This is a genomic window from Kocuria sp. HSID17590 (assembly GCF_003989485.1).
GTDB classification, from domain to species: Bacteria; Actinomycetota; Actinomycetes; order Actinomycetales; family Micrococcaceae; genus Kocuria; species Kocuria salsicia.
This window is the reverse complement of record NZ_RBMB01000015.1, coordinates 21133-34644: the sequence shown is the minus strand read 5'-3', so window position 1 is coordinate 34644 and position 13512 is coordinate 21133. Positions and strand designations below refer to the sequence as shown.

General features: G+C 71.7%; 10 protein-coding genes. 6 read left to right on the top strand and 4 right to left on the bottom strand.

The annotated features are described in order from the left end of the window. Positions 1 to 82: 82 nt before the first annotated feature. Entirely contained in the window at positions 83 to 877 is a 795-nt protein-coding gene (locus tag D8M39_RS06910; RefSeq protein WP_055085141.1) for a nuclear transport factor 2 family protein, read from the bottom strand. A gap of 31 nt (positions 878 to 908) precedes the next feature. Further along, positions 909 to 2327, bottom strand: coding sequence for a gamma-aminobutyraldehyde dehydrogenase (locus tag D8M39_RS06905; RefSeq protein WP_055085143.1), 1419 nt, complete (start codon positions 2325 to 2327; stop codon positions 909 to 911). A gap of 144 nt (positions 2328 to 2471) precedes the next feature. Between D8M39_RS06905 and D8M39_RS06900 the strand changes: the two genes are divergently transcribed. Further along, on the top strand, positions 2472 to 2849 hold the full coding sequence (locus tag D8M39_RS06900) for an RNA-binding S4 domain-containing protein (RefSeq protein ID WP_232300323.1): 378 nt from the start codon (positions 2472 to 2474) through the stop codon (positions 2847 to 2849). Positions 2850 to 2900: 51 nt separating this feature from the next. Here the strand turns inward: D8M39_RS06900 and mptB are convergent, their stop codons facing one another. After that, positions 2901 to 4466 carry a polyprenol phosphomannose-dependent alpha 1,6 mannosyltransferase MptB gene (mptB, locus tag D8M39_RS06895; protein ID WP_126874701.1) on the bottom strand — a complete coding sequence of 522 codons (1566 nt, stop codon included), beginning with the start codon at positions 4464 to 4466 and terminating at the stop codon, positions 2901 to 2903. Between the two features lie 286 nt (positions 4467 to 4752). Between mptB and D8M39_RS06890 the strand changes: the two genes are divergently transcribed. Then, positions 4753 to 6060, top strand: a complete 1308-nt coding sequence (locus D8M39_RS06890) for a glycosyltransferase 87 family protein (RefSeq protein ID WP_126874700.1) — start codon at positions 4753 to 4755, stop codon at positions 6058 to 6060. Next, the gene (locus D8M39_RS06885) at positions 6041 to 7414 is read left to right on the top strand and encodes a glycosyltransferase 87 family protein (protein WP_174233434.1); all 1374 of its coding nucleotides are present in this window, start codon (positions 6041 to 6043) and stop codon (positions 7412 to 7414) included. The genes D8M39_RS06890 and D8M39_RS06885 overlap by 20 nt, the downstream gene beginning before the upstream one ends. A 484-nt stretch (positions 7415 to 7898) precedes the next feature. Here the strand turns inward: D8M39_RS06885 and D8M39_RS06880 are convergent, their stop codons facing one another. Then, entirely contained in the window at positions 7899 to 9143 is a 1245-nt protein-coding gene (locus D8M39_RS06880) for a hypothetical protein (protein ID WP_126874699.1), read from the bottom strand. A gap of 178 nt (positions 9144 to 9321) precedes the next feature. Here D8M39_RS06880 and D8M39_RS06875 point away from each other — a divergent pair, with 178 nt between their 5' ends. The 3 genes from D8M39_RS06875 to D8M39_RS06865 all read left to right on the top strand — a co-directional run bounded on the left by D8M39_RS06875 (position 9322) and on the right by D8M39_RS06865 (position 13476). After that, a complete protein-coding gene (locus D8M39_RS06875) occupies positions 9322 to 10602 on the top strand; it encodes an MFS transporter (RefSeq protein ID WP_094393218.1) in 1281 nt (426 codons plus the stop codon). A gap of 179 nt (positions 10603 to 10781) precedes the next feature. Further along, positions 10782 to 12281 (top strand): MATE family efflux transporter, encoded by a 1500-nt coding sequence (locus tag D8M39_RS06870; protein WP_238693992.1) that lies wholly within the window; start codon positions 10782 to 10784, stop codon positions 12279 to 12281. Between the two features lie 205 nt (positions 12282 to 12486). Further along, the gene (locus D8M39_RS06865; RefSeq protein WP_055085673.1) at positions 12487 to 13476 is read left to right on the top strand and encodes a universal stress protein; all 990 of its coding nucleotides are present in this window, start codon (positions 12487 to 12489) and stop codon (positions 13474 to 13476) included. Positions 13477 to 13512: the final 36 nt, after the last annotated feature.

Here is a 13512-nt window from a genome sequence, read left to right as displayed (position 1 = left end):
GTTGTGGGGGCGTGGGGTCCGGACACGGCACCGCCGCCGGGGAGCGATCCCCCGGCGGCGGCCGTTCGGTCCGGTAGTGCGGTCAGTCGGCTGTGGAGCGGAACGCCCCGTGCGGATGAGCCAGCTGGCCGTCATCGGGAACAGGGCCGATGGCGTCCCACAGTTCCACCCATCGGCCGTCCTCAATGCGCCACAGCTCGCAGAAGAAGTGGCGTTCTCCACCGATCGACCCCTCTGAGAACGTCAGCACGAAGTTCCCATCCGCCACCGTGCGGTGCAGGGTGTCGTAGGTCAGCGGCGTGCCGTCCTGCTTGAGCTGCTTCAGGAAGTCGACCATGTTCTGCACCCCGTCGGGGATGTCCGCCGAGTGCTGGGTGAAGGCATCGTCCTCGCGCGTGAACCGCCCGGCGGCGTCGTAGTCCTGCCCCTGCAGGAACGTCTTCCAGGCAGCGGCCACGAACTCCCGGTTCGCTTCCGTGTCGGCAGCGGCATCCACCTGTGCCGGGCCGTCCAGCTGGGTGTGCCCCGACGCGTTGGGGGCGGTCTCGGTGACGAGGCCGTCCCAGTGCTCCACGATCTTGCCGCCCGCCACGCGGTAGATGTCGAAGCCCACATACAGCTCCTCCGGGTCCAGCCCCGGGTATGAGCCGTGCAGGGCAACCAGTCCGGTGGCATCGTCCACGAGGACGCGGACGACGTCGTGCCGCAAACCCTCCCCGGCATTGGACACCAGCGCACGCAACCCGTCCTTGCCGTTCTCCACCAGGGGGGAGTGCTCCACGTAGTCCTCGGAGAAGTACCGGTCCAGAGAGTCCAGGTTGTGCTCGGTGAACAGCTCGCGGTCCGCCGTGAGAACGACGCCTCGAATATCGCTCATGATGTGCTCCGTTCGTGTCCGTGGTTCCTGGTCAGTCCAACGAACTCATGACGTGCTTGACGCGGGTGTACTCCTCTACCGCGTACTTGGACAGGTCCTTGCCGTAGCCGGAGTGCTTGAAGCCGCCGTGCGGCATCTCGGCCACGAGCGGGATGTGGGTGTTGATCCACACGCAGCCGTAGTCCAGGTCCCGGGACATGCGCAGCGCGCGGCTGTGGTCCTTGGTCCACACCGAGGACGCGAGTCCGTACTCCACCCCGTTCGCCATCTCCACGGCCTGCTCCTCATCGGTGAAGGTCTGCACCGTGAGCACCGGGCCGAAGATCTCGTTCTGAATGGCCTCGTCGTCCTGCCGCAGGTCCGCGATGACCGTGGGCTCGAAGAAGAAGCCCTGACCCTCGGCGCGTTTGCCGCCGGTGGTCACGCGGGCGTGTTCGGGCAGGCGCTCGATGAACCCGCTGACCTGCTCCATCTGGCGCTCGTTGTTCAGCGGACCGAAGAGAATGTCCTCCTTCTCAGGGGTGCCGAATGCCGTGGCCTTCGCGGCCTCCGTGAGCTTGGTGAGGAACTCCTCCTTGACGGACTCGGCCACCAGGATGCGGGTGGATGCCGTGCAGTCCTGCCCCGCGTTGAAGAATCCAGCCTCCGTGAGGGTGCTCGCGGCGGCGTCGAGATCGGCGTCCTCGAAAACGACGCACGGGGCCTTGCCTCCCAGCTCCAGGTGAGCCCGGGTGAGGTTTTTGGCCGCTGCTGCGGCCACGGCGAGTCCGGCCCGGACAGAGCCCGTGATGGACACCAGGCCCGCAGCGGGATCGGACACGACCATCTCACCGGTCTTCGCGTCCCCGAGAACCACATTGAATGTGCCTTCGGGCAGGAACTCCGCCGCGATCTCTGCGAGCAGCAGCGTGGACTCGGGAGTGGTGTCCGAGGGCTTGAGCACGATGGTGTTGCCGGCGGCGAGTGCGGGCCCGATCTTCCAGATGGCCATCATGAGCGGGTAGTTCCACGGGGTCACCTGGCCCACCACGCCGATCGGTTCACGGCGGATCACGGAGTTGAAGCCCTCCATGTACTCACCGCTGGCAAGGCCCTCCATGAGACGGGCTGCTCCTGCGAAGAAGCGGATCTGGTCCGCGCCCACCTCCACCTCTTCGCTCTGGATCAGGTACTTGGGCTGACCGGTGTTGCGGGACTGCGCCTCCACGAGCTCGGGACCGCGCGCCTCGATGGCGTCGGCCAGGCGGAGCATGGCCAGCTGACGCGCGCCGGGGGTCATGCGACCCCAGGTTTTCGACGCCGCTCGGGCCGCCGCATAAGCGGCCTTGACGTCCTCGGCGGTGGAGTTCGGAGACTGGGTGGTGACCTGTCCCGTGGCGGGATTCACGAGGTCGAAGGAGTCGGACGAGGCGGATGCCACGTAGGCATTGTTGATGAAGTTCTCGAGCATGGAGCTCTTCCTCCGTTCTCAACGGCGCTCGCGGATCTCACGAGCACGGGTGCACACCGTTGTGCCCCCATCGCGAGCGTAGCTGAGCGGGGGTCGTGCGGAACCTGAAACTACGAGATGTGCGCTGCGGAGTACCGTGGATCCATGCCCACCAGTGATCCCGCGAGCGTGCGGCTGGACGTGTGGCTGTGGTCCGTCCGGCTGTTCAAGACCCGTTCCTCCGCCACCCAGGGCTGCCGTGCCGGGCACGTGCGGCTCAACGGCGCCCCCGTGAAGGCCGCCCAGCCGGTGCGCGTGGGGGATCGGGTGAGCGTGAAGCGCCCGGGGTGGCAGCAGGAGTTCGAGGTCACCCGGCTGATCGTCAAGCGTGTGGGCGCTCCGGTGGCCGTGAAGTGCTACGTGGACCGCTCCCCGCCGCGCCCCGCGGAGCTCAGTGTGCCGGTGGCTCGCCGGGACCGGGGTGCGGGCCGGCCCACCAAGAAGGACCGCCGGGAGCTGGAGCGGCTGAGGGGCCAGCGGTAGCAGGGACCCGCAGCCGGAAACCCGGTCGTGCGGCGTCGTCGTCCTCCGGGCTCAGGGAGCCCAGCGCAGGTCCGTGGACCCGTGGGCGGGGGTGGGCCCGAACCAGCCCTTCCAGCCGCCGTGCGTGAGGAGGGTGCGGGTGCGGCGGTCGAGCAGCGCGAGGTAGAGCGTGAAGGCCACCGCGATCACGAACGCCACCTGGGACACGCTCACGCTGAGGTCGATGAACGGCCACACGGAGAGCTGGTCCTGGGCGCCGAAGACCACGAAGAACGTGATCACCACGTAGATGATGCGGATCTGCCAGTTGTCCTTGATGCCGGTGGCGGCGAGCAGGGGCAGCAGCCACAGGATGTACCAGGGCTGGATGATGGGGGACAGCAGCACCACGGCGGCGAAGGCCACGGCCATGCGGCGCACGATCTTGCGGTCCCCGCCCACGAACATGAGCACGAGCACCAGCAGGATCGCGCTGCCCTGGAGCAGCCGACGGAATCCTCCGGCGAGCACCCCGCCGTCAAGGCCGAGGGCGTCCCCCACGCGCTCCACCTGCTGGCCGAGGAACCCGGAGGGGGAGTAGCCCGTGTAGCCGGGGGTGGGGTCCAGCAGGGCCCACGCCCAGCCGAGGCCGAGCCCGTCCACCGCGCCGCTGAGCGCGAGCAGTCCGAAGCTGATGAGGGCGGTGGCCGCCCAGATCACGAAGCGCCGCAGCCAGGAGGCACCCTTGCCGGCCCACAGCAGACCGATGAACGGCAGCAGCAGGATGGTGATGGGTTTGATGCCGATGGACCCCGTGACCAGAAGTATTCCCAGCAGGGGATGCTTTCTCGCGGCGGCGTACACACCGGCCACCGCGAGGCCCACCATGAGGGCGTCGTTGTGCGCGCTGGCCACGAAGCTGATGAGGAACAGCGGGTTGGCCACCGCGATCCACAGCGCCCGGGCGCCGTTGACCCCGTGCAGCCGCGCCAGTTTGGGCACGTACACCATGCACAGCACCACGCCCACGTACGCGGCGAGGCGGAACAGCATCACGGACAGGTCCGGCTGCGCATTGGTCAGGCGCACCACCCCCGCGGCGATCCACAGGAAGTACGGGCCGTACGGGGTGCGGGCCTCCGCCCACTCGGGGTCCGCGCCCAGCATGAACCAGTTGTCCAGGGAGGAGATGCCCTCCACGTAGGGGTCCTTGCCCGCGAGCATCAGCCGCCCCTGGCCGATGTAGGCGTAGACGTCCCGCGAGTAGATGGGCACCGCGAACAGCAGGGGCAGGGACCATGCGATCACCGCGGTGACCACGGTGCGCTGGGAGCCCGGCGGCCAGCCGCGCAGCCGCTGCCCGAGCCGCAGCCACGAGCGGATCAGGAGCATGGCCCCGACGGTCAGCAGCACGGTGCACGTGTACACGTCCCACACGTTGACCCGCAGCTCGATCACCAGCGGGTGGCGGACCATGGGGGAGCCGTTGGCGATCCACCCCGTCCCCAGGGACCCCAGGAACATCATCAGGGAGCCCACGAAACCCTGGATCACAGCCACGTGGGCCCGCAGCTCGACGGTGGCGGTGGAGCCGGTGTGGGGGCCGGCGGGCGGGGCCGCAGGACCTGACGCGCTCATGGACTCCAGCCCCCTCGACCAACCAGTGGTGGGCGAGCCGAGGTGATCAGCGGCTCTGCCCCTCGACTTTACAGGACGCCCCCTGCCCAGCCCGGGACGCTCACGCGGGTCCAGCTGCCCGGAACCCCATAGAATCGGGGCGGTGTGGAACGGCGCCCGGAGCCACCGGGGTGCGCGTCCCGCCCACGCCGCCCGACCGCCCCGCGGTCACCCCCGGCCACCGCACCCCGGACCGGGCCCGCCGAGCCAGAACAGAATCCCGCGCGCATTCGGACAAGGACCTTTCGTGCCCACTGAAAGATACTTCGCGGCCCTCACCCGGTTGCGCGACGCCGCGATCCCCCGCAGCTGGCAGCAACGGCTGCTGACGCCCCGCGGTCTGCTCGCCGGGTTCGTGGTGGTGCACCTGGGCTTCCTGATCTTCGCGCTGATCGTGTCCCTGCAGGGCAATGCGTTCAGCGACACCAACATCTACCGCGCGTGGGCCGCGGCCGGTTTCGACGAGGCCAACCTCCCCTCCGGCCCCAGCCCGTGGGTGTACCCCGTGCTCGCGCAGATCCCCATGGCGCTCGCGGGCATGTTCGGCCCCGGCCCGTTCTTCTTCCTGTGGGTGCTCATCATCAGCGTGCTCAACGCGCTGGCCATGGGCACGCTCACCCGCTGGGGCCGCAACCGCGCCGCCCTGCCCGCCGCGTGGTGGTGGCTCGTGTTCATCCTGCTCATGGGCTGGCTGGGCTTCGCGCGCGTGGACGGCCTGACCGCCCCGATCGTGCTGATCGGGCTGGTCTACGGCGTCTCCCACCCGTTCGTGGCGTCTGCGATCCTCAGTGCGGCCACGTGGGTCAAGGTGTGGCCCGCCGCGGTGGTGCTCGCGCTGCTCGCGGCCGCACGACGCCGCGGCGCGGTGCTGCTCGCCGGTGTCCTGGTGACGCTGGGCGCGGTGGCGGTGGCAGCGGCGTCGGGCTCGGTGCACAAGATCGCGGACTTCCTGACCCAGCAGGGTGACCGCGGCATGCAGCTCGAGGCCACCTTCACCACGCCGTGGCTGTGGCTGTCCGTGCTGCACATCGGCGACTCGCACATGTACATGAACACGGACATCAACTCCATGCAGGTGGACGGCCCCGGCTCGGACGTGATGTCCAAGCTCATGCAGCCGCTGTTCGTGGTGGCGGCGCTCGTGGTGGTCTGGCTGATCGTGCGCGGCCTGCGCCGCGGTGTGGCCGCCGGGCACCTGGACCGCACCGCCCTGTTCCTGGCCGGCTCGCTGACCATGGTCACCGCGTTCATCGTGTTCAACAAGGTGGGTTCGCCGCAGTTCATGGTGTGGCTCGGCCCCGTGATCGCGGTGGGTCTGGCGCACGACCGGCGCGCCTGGCGCACCCCCGCCGCGCTCGCGGTGCTGATCGGGATCGCCACGTTCCTGATCTACCCGCTCTTCTACACCGCCCTGAGCCACAACAACCCGGTCATGGCCCTGGTGCTCACCGCGCGCAACGCGCTGCTCGTAGTGCTCATGTGGTGGTCCGCGCGCAGGCTGTACCGCCTGGGGTCCGCCCCGAAGGAGGCTCCCCGTGCGGCGCCCCACGCCTGACGACGACGCCGCTGCCGCCAGGTCGCGCGCGATCGAGCGTCTCATGCGCCCCGCCGCCGTGTGGTGCGGCTTCGCCGTGGTGCACCTCTACTTCCTGGGGTGGATGGCGTCCTTCTTCCTGCACGGTTGGGCGTTCAGCGACACCGAGCAGTACCGCGAGTGGGCCATGGCCGGCTACAACGCCCCCGTGGAGGGCTCGGTGAGCCCGTGGGTGTACCCCGTGCTCGCGCAGCCGTTCATCCTGCTGCCCAGGATCATGGGCCACGACCTCTACCTGCTGGGCTGGACGCTGATGATCACCGTGCTCGACGCGGTGGCCCTGTGGTTCCTGCTGCACCGCGCCCACCGCCCTGCCGCGTGGGAGCTGCCCGGACCGCGCGGCGGCACCCCGGACCCCGGAGCCGTGGCGCACGGCAGCTCCGCGGTGCTCAGCCGACGCCGCGCGGCCGTGGTGGCCGGCTGGTGGTGGGTGGTGTTCACCGTGTTCATGGGCTACCTGAGCTTCGCCCGGGTGGAGGGCGTGGCGGCGCCCATCGTGTTCATCGGGCTGCTGCACGCGGTGCGCCACCCCGTGGTGGGCTCCGCCCTGCTGAGCGTGGCCACGTGGATCAAGGTGTGGCCCGCCGCCACCGTCCTGGCCATGGTGATCGCGCTGCGCCAGCGCGTGCGGATCGTGGTCACCGGGGTGGTGGTGAGCGCCGCCGTGGTCGCCGGGGTGCTCGTGCTCGGCGGGATCGACAAGATCGCGGACTTCGCCCTGAACCAGGGCTCCCGCGGGATGCAGCTCGAGGCCACGCTCTCCACCCCGTGGGCGTGGGCTGCCGTGCTCGGCATCGGGGGCTCGCGGATCGCGGACAACACCGCCATCAACTCCACCGAGGTGTACGGCCCCGGTGTGGAGACCATGGCCTCCCTCATGCAGCCCCTGCTGCTCGTGGCGGTGCTCGCCTCTGCGCTGCTGCTGGTGCGCGCGCTGCGCCGCGGTGCGGACCGCGGACGGCTCGTGTACGCGGGATCCCTGCTGCTGACCCTGGTGCTGATCGTGTTCAACAAGGTGGGTTCCCCGCAGTTCATGATCTGGCTGGCCCCCGTGATCATGGTGGGTCTGCTCCACGACCGCGTGCGGTGGCGCACCCCGGCCCTGCTCACCCTGGGGATCGCGGCCACCACGTTCGTGATCTACCCGCTGTTCTACACGCCCCTGATCCACGCCAACCCGGTGATGGCCGCGGTGCTGACCACCCGCAACGCCCTGCTCGTGGCGCTGCTGGTGTGGACCGTGCGGCGGATCTGGCGCCTGGGAAGCCGTGCCGCGGTGGACGCCGCGGACCTGGGGTGGAGCGCCATCTCCTGACCCGGTGGGGTGCCCCCGCTCATGCCCCGCTGCCCGGCCGCGCCACACCGGCGTGGCCGGACCGGGCAGCGGCACGGTGTCATCGGGGGCGGCGCCCTGATCGGAGCGGACTTCGTCCTGCGCTCGCAGTGCCGGGACGTGGAACGGGCAGACGCCTCCGCGTCCGGCTCCGGCAAGTGACGCGTCTTCGCCACCCGGCCGCCGCGATGCTGGCCCCGGCTCTCGTAGCCAGGGTCAGCCCGGCGACCACGACGTATCGCCGCTCGGTCACCGCGCCCTCGTACGGCTGGGCGTCGGACCAGTCCAGGGCCAGGCGCACGAACACCGCCCCGAGCAACCACCCGCCCACGAAGATGAGGACGCTCTTCCAGCGGTGGTTCACAGCGGCGCTCCAGTCGTCGACGGCTGGCAGGCCGGACGGTCGCCGAGTCATCCGGTTCGGGTGGGGGTCATGCGAGAGTGCGCCCGCACCGAGGCTGGGCTGCTAGGACCCGTCCCCGCGGCGTTTCAGTCGGTTCATCGCGTAGCCCAACAGGGAGGAGGCCTCCTCGGGCTGGCGGGCCTCGGCGCTGCGCAGCCGGTCCTCGCGCTTCTCGCGGTGGCGCTGCAGGTGGTCCTCGTAGCGCTTCTGGTTCAGCCGCTGCTGCTGCTGTTCCGCGGCCTCGCCGCCCGGGTCCTCCACCTCACGGGCCGGATGCTGCCCCGGGGCCACCCGGGTAAGCGGTGCGGCGCGCTCCTCGGCCTCGCGTTCTGCCTCCACGCGGGGCAACCGCCGCCGGACCGCCTCCCGCTCGGCGCGCTCGGCCAGGCGCCGCTGGGACCTGCTCTGCCGCCGGGGTTCCGCGTACCGCTCCCGGATCTGCTCAATCACGGGCAGCTCGTCCGTGGTCTCGTAGGGCTCCTCGGGGTACCCCGCGTCCTGGCGGTACGACGACGCCGCCCGCTCCCGGCCGCGCGCGGGCGGCACCGCGGCGTCGTCGTCCGCGTAGCGGGTGACGCGCGGGGCAGGCTCCGGGTCGTAGGAGTCCTCCGACAGCGGGGTGACTCGGGGAACGGGGCCGGTGTCCACCACCAGCTCCGCGGGGGTCTCCCAGCGGGTGTCCGCGAAGACCCGGTGACTGCGCCAGCCACGGAACAGCTTCCACCCCAGGAGGGCGACGCCCAGCAGCAGCACAGTGGCGGGTTCGCCGTAGCCGGTGGAGTAGTAGACCGTGGCCACCACCAGTGCCAGGACACCCACCACGAGCGGGGCCAGCGCCACGGGGGACTGGACCGCCAGCAGGCCCAGCAGGTCCCTGCTGTAGCGGCTGTCGTGGTGGCGTCCGTGCAGGGCGTGGGCGCGGATCTTCACGCCCGGCGGGGTGTGCTCGGTGAGCTTCAGCACCGTGACGGGTGGCTCGTCCGGTTCGTCCGGGTTGAGCACCACCGTGCGGGCACGCCCGGCGGCCAGCGCGGCCCGCTGCGTGGCGGTGGCCCCGGCCAGCAGCAGGTAGCCGCCCGTGGAGACCAGCACGTACGGCACGAGCACCGCCAGTGCGAGCGTCACCGCCCGCCACACCCAGGCGACGTCCCCCGCCGAGAAGTTGCGGAACTGCAGGGGCCCGTGCGTGAGCCACAGCAGGCCCGCGCCCGCCACGAGCGCACCCAGGCCGTTGAGCACCGCGTGCACGCGCAGGCGCGGCCAGCCGCGGGCCGAGCGCGCGGCCCAGCGTTGCTCGCGTGTGCGCATGGGTGCTCCTGGGATCCCGGGGACGTGGGGTGCTCTCAGCGTAGGCGGTGCGGCGGACACGCACGAGGCACCTCGCGCGGGGCGCCGGGGCCGCGGTGGACGGCGCTCGACGGCAGGGACGGAGGGTGCGTGCGCAGTGCGGGGCCGGGGCGGTGTGCGCGCACCCTAGGATCGGTGCGTGGCCCGCTTTCTCCTCGACGTCTCGCCCGTGCGCGAGATCCCCGCCTTCCGCCGGCTGTGGGCGGGCTCCACGCTGTCCATGCTGGGCAGCCAGTTCACGGTGATCGCCATCAGCCTGGAGGTCTTCGAGCTCACGCACTCCACGTTCGCGGTGGGGCTGGTGGGCGTGTTCGCCCTGGTGCCGCTGATCGTCGCTGGGCTCTACGGCGGGTCCATCGGGGACGCCCACGACCGCCGGCTGGCCGGGCTGTGGACCACAGTGGGACTGTTCGCCATGACCGTGGCGCTCGCCGCCCACGCGTGGCTGGACGTCCGCAGCGTGGGGGTGCTCTACGCGATCGTGTCCCTGCACTCCTTCGCGCAGGGGCTCGGCCAGCCCGTGCGTGGCGCGATCGTGCCCCGCCTGGTGCCCGCCCGCCAGCTGCCCGCGGCCAACGCGTTGTTCCAGCTGACCATGGGCTCGTGCCTCATGGTGGGGCCGCTGCTCGGCGCGTTCACGGTGGCCGGTCTGGGCTTCGCGTGGGCGTACACGCTGGACGCGCTGAGCTTCGCGGTGAGCCTGTGGGCCATGTACAAGCTCCCGCCGCTGCCGCCCGAACCGGGGGACGGCGAGGTCACCAGGCCCGGGCTCCGCTCCGTGGTGGAGGGCTTCCGCTTCCTGGCCACCCGCCCGAACCTGCGCATGACCTTCCTGCTGGACATGGCCGCCATGGTGTTCGCGATGCCGCGCGTCCTTTTCCCCGTGCTCGGGGCGTCCGTGCTGGGCGGGGACCAGCTCACGGTCGGGCTGCTCACCGCCTCCCTGGCAGCGGGGTCCGTGATCGCGGGCGTGTTCTCAGGAACATTCATACGCATCAACCATCACGGCCAAGCATGCGCCGCCGCGGTGGCGGGCTGGGCCGTGTGCATCATGGCGTTCGGCGCGGTGGTGCTGCTCACCTCCCGGGGCGCGGGGGCGGACACCGCCTGGCCCCTGGCGCTCGCCTGCGCGACCCTCGTTGCCGCCGGGGTCATGGACTCCGTGTCCATGCTCTTCCGCACCACCATCCTGCAGGCCGCCACCCCGGACGCCCTGCGCAGCCGGCTGCAGGGCATCTTCATCGTGGTCGTCGCCGGAGGACCCCGCCTGGGCGACGCCGTGCTGGGCGCCGGCGGCCAGCTGCTCGGCCCGGGCTGGGCCGCCCTCGGCGGAGCGGCGGTGTGCCTGGTGCTCGTCCTCCTGCTGGTGCGGGTGTTCCCCGGCTTCCTGCGCTACGACGCGCGCGACCCCCAGCCCTGACCGTCCTGGACCCTCGCGGGGGACGACGCCGCCCGGGCCGCCCGAGCGGCCCGCCGCACCGCCGCCCCGGTCACCCGAGCAGGCGCGCCCGCTCCCGCGGGCCCGCAGACGTCAGGTCGACGGCGCACGGGTGCGCCGCCCCGTGGGCACCGACCACGGGCCCCGCCTACCCTGGAGCGGTGCCCTCCTCCCCCGCGCATCAGCCCACGCCCGACGACCCCGCTCAGCCCGTCTCCGATGCTCCCGCACCGGCCTCTGACGACCACCCCGCATCGTCTCGGACCGCCACCGGGCAGGAGAGTGGCCGTGGCGCGCCGGGCGACCCTGCGGCGTCGGCCCCCTCCCGGGTTCCGAGCCTGAACCGGCAGATCCTTGCGCTCGCCGTGCCCGCGTTCGGGGCGCTGATCGCGGAGCCGCTGTTCCTGCTCGCGGATTCGGCGATCATCGGGCACCTGGGCACCGCGGAGCTCGCGGGTGTGGGGGTCGCCTCCAACCTGGTGCAGACCGTGGTGGGGCTCATGGTGTTCCTGGCCTACAGCACCACACCGGCGGTGGCACGACACCTCGGGGCCGGGCGGATGGCGGACGCCCTGCGCGTGGGCCGGGACGGACTGTGGACCGCCGCCGGGCTGGGCATCCTCCTGGCGGCCGTGGGCGCGGTGGTGATGCGGCCGGTGCTGCGCGCAATGGGTGCGCAGGGGGAGGTGCTGGACCACGCGACGTCGTACGCGCTGTGGTCCCTGCCCGGCCTGGTGGCCATGCTCGTGGTGCTCGCTGCGGTGGGGGTGCTGCGCGGACTGCAGGACACCGCCACCCCGCTGGTCGTCGCCGGTGTGGGCGCGGCCGTGAACGCCGGGCTGAACGTCGCGCTCGTCTACGGTGCGGACCTGGGGGTCGCGGGCGCCGCCATCGGCACCAGCATCACCCAGTGGGGCATGGCCCTGACCTACCTGGTGATGCTGGGGCGCCGGTTCCGCGCTGAGGGCGTGGCGGTGCGGACCGGCTGGGCCGGGATCCGAGGCCACCTCGCCGTGGGGTCGTGGCTCATGCTGCGCACCCTGTCCCTGCGGGTGGCGATCCTCTCCACCGTGGTGGTGGCCACCGCCCAGGGCGCGGAGAACCTCGCGGCGTACCAGCTGACGATGACCATCTTCAACTTCCTGGCCTTCGCCCTGGACGCCCTCGCGATCGCCGCGCAGGCGCTGCTCGGCAAGGAGCTCGGCGCCCGCAACCTGGACCGCCAGGAGGACCGGGACGCGGTGCGGCTGCTCATGCGTCGGCTGCTGCGCTGGGGGCTGGGCTTCGGCGTGGTCACCGGCCTGCTGGTGGGCGTGCTGGGCCCGCGGCTGGGGTTCCTGTTCACGGACTCGCAGGACGTCCAGGCGCTGTTCGGCGTCTCCCTGCTGGTGGTCGCGGCGGGGCAGCCGGTCGCGGCGTTCGTGTTCGTGCTCGACGGCGTGCTGATCGGCGCCGGGGACGCCCGCTACCTGGCCCTGGCCGGGGTCGTGAACCTGGTGGTCTACCTCCCTCTGCTGTGGGCCGTGGCCCAGTGGGGCGGCGCGGGGGCGGCCGGGGCGGTGTGGCTATGGCTCGCGTACGCCGGCGGCTACACGGGCGCCCGCGCGGCCACCCTGGGCTGGCGGATCCGCGGCTCGCGGTGGATGTTCGCCATGGCGTGAGGCCGGGGCGGCACCGCTCTCCAGCCCCGCGGCAGCTGCGTGAAGCGCCCCGGGACCTGCGTGGGTCGCTCCGAGACCTGCCGCGGCGTGCCGGTGCGGGGGATGCGGCACCGGGCCGGGCGGCGTCGTGCGCCGGGGCCCGCGAGCACCGGTACGATGCGTGGTGAACCGTTCCTTTCACAGCTCACGGGACTATTCTTAAGGCATGAACAAAGACGTTCGCAGCACCTTGTCCACCGCTCCCGTCCTCGTGGGCATCGACGGCTCCGAGATCGCACTCAGGGCCCTCGACCGCGCCCTCGCCGAGGCCCACGCCCGCAACGTTCCCGTCCGGCTGATCGGCGCCTACCCCGTGGCCATCGTGGGGGAGCCCGGCCTGGAGGCCCGCTACCGGGAGGCCGTCAGCCAGGAGTGCGAGAAGAACCTCCTGGCCGCCGTGGAGCACGCCCGCCAGCAGGACCCGCAGGTCCCGATCGACACCATCTCCGCGGAGGGGGACGCCGCCCGCTCGGTGCTGCGTGCCGCCAAGGACTGCTGCCTGGTGGTGCTGGGCAAGCGCGGCCGCGGGGGTGCCCTGCGCGGACGGATCGGCTCCGTGTCCAACGCCGTGGCCGCCCACTGCCCGGTGCCCGTGATCGTGGTCCCGCCCGGTGAGCACCAGGACTCCTCGGACCGGGAGCAGGCCGCATCCCAGGCCCAGGAGGCGCAGGACGTCCAGCTCACCGAACGGCAGGACACGCAGCGCGTGCCCGCGTCCGAGACGGACTTCTCCGGCACCGTGGTGGTGGGCGTGGACGCCGCCGGGGACGAGAACCCCGCGGTGGCCCAGGCCATCGAGTACGCCGCGGCCCACGGGCTGGGGCTCAGCCTGGTGTCCGTGAACGGCGCCCTGTCCGGGACCCCCGAGTGGTTCCAGGACCAGTACAACCAGACCTACTACTTCGAGGAGTCCCTCAAGAAGCTCTCGGCGCTGGCCCGCAGCATCGCGGAGCGGGAACCGGGCGTGGAGGTCATGGACTACGCCTTCCTGGGCCGCCCCGGCCGCGTGCTCGTGCAGGCCACCCGCACCGCAGACCTTGTGGTGGTTGGCTCCCGCGGCGTGGGCGGCTTCACGGGCCTGCTGCTGGGCTCCGTCTCCCAGGCCGTGCTGGCCGGCGCCGCCGGGCCCGTGATGGTGGTCCCCACCAAGCACTGAGCCCGCCCCGAACACCCCCATCCTCCAACCGAGACA

What these genes read in the sequence shown, in the direction of transcription:
- D8M39_RS06910 (WP_055085141.1), bottom strand. Translation starts at nt 877, where the DNA reads ATGAGCGATATTCGAGGCGTCGTTCTCACGGCGGACCGCGAGCTGTTC.
- D8M39_RS06880 (WP_126874699.1), bottom strand. Translation starts at nt 9,143, where the DNA reads ATGCGCACACGCGAGCAACGCTGGGCCGCGCGCTCGGCCCGCGGCTGG.
- D8M39_RS06900 (WP_232300323.1), top strand. Translation starts at nt 2,472, where the DNA reads ATGCCCACCAGTGATCCCGCGAGCGTGCGGCTGGACGTGTGGCTGTGG.
- mptB (WP_126874701.1), bottom strand. Translation starts at nt 4,466, where the DNA reads ATGAGCGCGTCAGGTCCTGCGGCCCCGCCCGCCGGCCCCCACACCGGC.
- D8M39_RS06865 (WP_055085673.1), top strand. Translation starts at nt 12,487, where the DNA reads ATGAACAAAGACGTTCGCAGCACCTTGTCCACCGCTCCCGTCCTCGTG.
- D8M39_RS06905 (WP_055085143.1), bottom strand. Translation starts at nt 2,327, where the DNA reads ATGCTCGAGAACTTCATCAACAATGCCTACGTGGCATCCGCCTCGTCC.